We start from the raw sequence: 3,479 nt of genomic DNA, 5'->3' as shown, positions 1-3,479 counted from the left end.
TCCGCTACGAGGCACACCTCACGATACCTCATGTGTCACTAACTGAACGGTATTGGGGTTAGTGCTCGTCGCCCAGCAGGCAGGGCTTCACGGCGGGCACGCTCGACTCGATGCCAGCCCGCTCGGAGGCACCCGACTCGCCTTCACCATCAACCCAGTCTGACGTGCAGCGCCTCCAATAGCGGCTTCGCCGCCTCGTCGAAGAACCGATCCTGAGTGTCTCCGCCGACTTGAATCAGGGCTACGTCGGTAAATCCGGCGTCGGCGTACTTGCTCACCGCATCCACAATTGCGTCGAGATCGGGGCCACACGGAATATTCTCTGCCACGTCTTCTTTGCGAACGAACTGCGTGGCCGCGGCAAAACTGGCCGGAGTCGGCAGTTCCGAATTGACTGACCACCCGCCACCGAACCAACGAAACTGATCATGAGCTCGGGCGATCGCGGTATCTCGGTCGAGATCCCAGGCTATCGGGATTTGACCGATCGACCGTCGCGCCGGTTCCAGTCCGAATGCTCGACTGTGCAGGTGCTTCCACTGGTGAATCAGATCCGAATCCGGTTGCACCCCAATGAGGCAATCTGCCACGGGCCCGAACTTCTCAACAGATTTTTCCCCCGACATCGCTATCGCGATCGGAACGGGGTTGTCGGGTAGGTCCCAGATCCGAGCCGACTGGACGTCGAAGTACTCGCCCTTCCAACTCACCACGTCTCCGGAATGCAACGCTCGAATAATCGCAACGGCCTCCTGCAACATGTCTTGCCTTGTGTCGACCGACGGCCACCCGTCTCCCACCACATGCTCGTTCAGGCTCTCGCCGCTCCCAACCCCGAGAGTGAATCTTCCGTCGGCGAGAATCTGCATCGTGGCGGCCTTCTGCGCGATGACCGCCGGGTGATAGCGAACCGTCGGGCATGTCACATACGTCATCAACCCCACCGATTCGGTGGCGTACGCGACCGCACCGAGAACCGACCAGGCATACGGCGCATGCCCTTGCTCTGTCAGCCAGGGCGAATAGTGATCACTCATCACCTCGAAATCGAACCCGACAGCCTCGGCCTGCACCGCATGCCGAACCAGATCCTTCGGCCCGGCCTGTTCGCTCATCAATGTGTAGCCGAATCGCATCATGGCTGACCAACTCCTGACGTCGAAAAGAACAGCCAGATGGCCGTACGAATCGACTGCCCGGCAGCGCCGGACTCGAAACAGTTTCAGTAGACGCGGATCATGGAATACACGTGACAACGAAGGAGGATCGTCGTGGACATCGTGGTTGAATTCCTTCTCGCGTGCCTGGTCTATTGGTGGGGACTGCTGTAGGTACGGACAAGAAAAACGGACCGCCGCAAAGGAACAATCTCCCTTGCAGCGGTCCGTAGTGCAGAAATCTAGATCGCGTTACTGACCTGCACGTACACCCTCTTCGACGCGCTTACCGAGATCCGCGTCGACGTTCTTCCAGTACTCGAAGACGCGCAGCAGAACTTCCTCGCTGACACCGCCCAAGGCATGGCCGACGATGTTGCCGACCAGACGCTCACGCGCCGCGTCGTCGAGAACCTCGCGAACGAGAGTTCCGGCCTGAGTGAAGTCCCCGTCCTCGGCGTGCTGAATGTATCCAGCGCGAATTGCTTCGCCGTCGAACGACCACAGGCCTTCGTCACCGGCAACCGACGGATCGGCGTGCGGTCCGCCGTACGAGTTGGGTGCGTATACCGGCGTCGTCGGGGAGTTGAAACTGTAGCGCATGGCGCCCTCCTTGGAGTAGGAGTTCACCTCGTTCTTGGGAGCGTTGACCGGCAGGTCTGCGTAGTTCGTGCCGATGCGGTAACGGTGTGCGTCGGCGTAGGAGAACACGCGGCCGAGGAGCATCTTATCGGGGCTGAAACCGATGCCCGGCACCACATTCGACGGTTCGAACGACGCCTGTTCGATCTGCGCGAAAAAGTTCTCGGGGTTGCGGTTGAGGGTCCACTTGCCGACCTCGATCAGCGGGTAATCCTGCTGCGACCACACCTTCGTGAGGTCGAACGGGTTGAAGCGGTAGCCCTCAGCCTCGTCGGCGGGCATGACCTGGACCTTGAGGGTCCAACTCGGGAAGTTCCCGGCCTCGATCTCGTTGTACAGATCGGCGCGGTGGTAGTCGGGATCTGTACCCGCAAGAGTGTCTGCCTCGGCCTGGGTCAGGAACTCGATGCCCTGATCGGTCTTGAAGTGGTACTTCACCCAGAAACGCTCACCGGCAGCATTAACCCACTGGTACGTGTGCGAACCGAAGCCATCCATGTTGCGCCACGTCTTCGGGATACCACGGTCACCCATCAGCCAGGTCACCTGATGCGCTGTCTCGGGACGCAAAGTCCAGAAATCCCACTGCATGTCGTGATCGCGCAGACCCGAACCCGGCAGACGCTTCTGTGAGCGAATGAAGTCGGGGAACTTGATGGCGTCCTTGATGAAGAACACCGGGGTGTTGTTGCCGACGAGGTCGTAGTTGCCCTCTTCGGTGTAGAACTTCATCGCGAAACCACGCGGGTCACGCCAGGTATCGGGGGAACCCTGCTCACCGGCAACGGTCGAGAAACGCACCAGGGACTCGGTCTTCTTGCCGGGCTGCAGGAAGTTTGCCTTGGTGTACTGGCTGACGTCGTGCGTGATGACGAGTTCGCCAAATGCACCGCCGCCCTTGGCATGCACGATGCGCTCCGGGACACGCTCACGATTGAACTGGGCCAGCTTCTCGATCAGGTAGTGGTCGTGAAGCAGGACCGGTCCCTGAATACCTGCGGTCAACGACTCGTCGTCGCTGGCTACCGCGATACCGAAGTTATTGGTGGTGGGCTTGGTCATGGCGAAGCCTCCTGCGTGTAGTGGGCTGTGCGTTTAACGGGCTGTGTGCTTTAGCGCGCGGTCTGCATCTTGATTCTGGGAGACGGCGCCAAGTTCGGGGGTGGATTCAGTAGAAATCGTCAGACAATCTTTGCAGCGGCCCCAGAACACAACCTCGGCTTCATCGATCTCGAAGCCGTGATAATCGGAAGGTTCAAGGCAGGGGGCTTGGCCGACAACGCAATCGACGTCGACGACCTTGCCGCAGCTACGACAGACGAGATGGTGATGGTTATCCCCGGTCCTCGTCTCAAACCGTGCGGGTGAACCTGCCGGCTCGATGCGTCGTAGCAACCCCGCGCTCACGCATGCCTTCAGCACGTCGTAAACGGCCTGAGTGGATACGGATCCCAGCTGTTCCCGCACCTGCGCGGCAACAGTATCTGCATCCGAATGTGGTTGGGCTGTAACCGCATTCAGAACCGCAAGCCGCGGCGCAGTGACTCGCAACCCGGCTGCGCGCAGTTGCGCCCGGGGGTCGAAATCCTGCCCGTCGTCTTGCATGGCACCCAGTATGCCCCTTTTCTGGAATTAGTCAAGAAAAGGATTACCTAAGTTGAAGGGAGACCGGCGTCACAC

At 59.9% G+C, this 3,479-nt stretch carries 3 protein-coding genes; all 3 read right to left on the bottom strand.

Annotation, left to right across the window (positions count from 1 at the left end; translation table 11 throughout):
• Positions 1–149: 149 nt before the first annotated feature.
• Positions 150–1,139 (bottom strand): LLM class F420-dependent oxidoreductase, encoded by a 990-nt coding sequence (locus QM600_RS29185; protein ID WP_283265247.1) that lies wholly within the window; start codon positions 1,137–1,139, stop codon positions 150–152.
• A gap of 270 nt (positions 1,140–1,409) precedes the next feature.
• A complete protein-coding gene (locus tag QM600_RS29180) occupies positions 1,410–2,861 on the bottom strand; it encodes a catalase (RefSeq protein ID WP_283265245.1) in 1,452 nt (483 codons plus the stop codon).
• A gap of 33 nt (positions 2,862–2,894) precedes the next feature.
• Positions 2,895–3,404, bottom strand: a complete 510-nt coding sequence (locus QM600_RS29175; RefSeq protein ID WP_094270891.1) for a Fur family transcriptional regulator — start codon at positions 3,402–3,404, stop codon at positions 2,895–2,897.
• Positions 3,405–3,479: the final 75 nt, after the last annotated feature.

It is taken from the genome of Rhodococcus sp. IEGM 1379 (assembly GCF_030056815.1).
Lineage (GTDB): Bacteria > Actinomycetota > Actinomycetes > Mycobacteriales > Mycobacteriaceae > Rhodococcus_F.
Note: the sequence above shows the minus strand (reverse complement) of the source record. Positions and strands in the feature narration are given on the sequence as shown.

Coding starts and splice junctions, on each gene's coding strand:
- QM600_RS29185 (WP_283265247.1), bottom strand. CDS start 1,139: ATGATGCGATTCGGCTACACATTGATGAGCGAACAGGCCGGGCCGAAG.
- QM600_RS29180 (WP_283265245.1), bottom strand. CDS start 2,861: ATGACCAAGCCCACCACCAATAACTTCGGTATCGCGGTAGCCAGCGAC.
- QM600_RS29175 (WP_094270891.1), bottom strand. CDS start 3,404: ATGCAAGACGACGGGCAGGATTTCGACCCCCGGGCGCAACTGCGCGCA.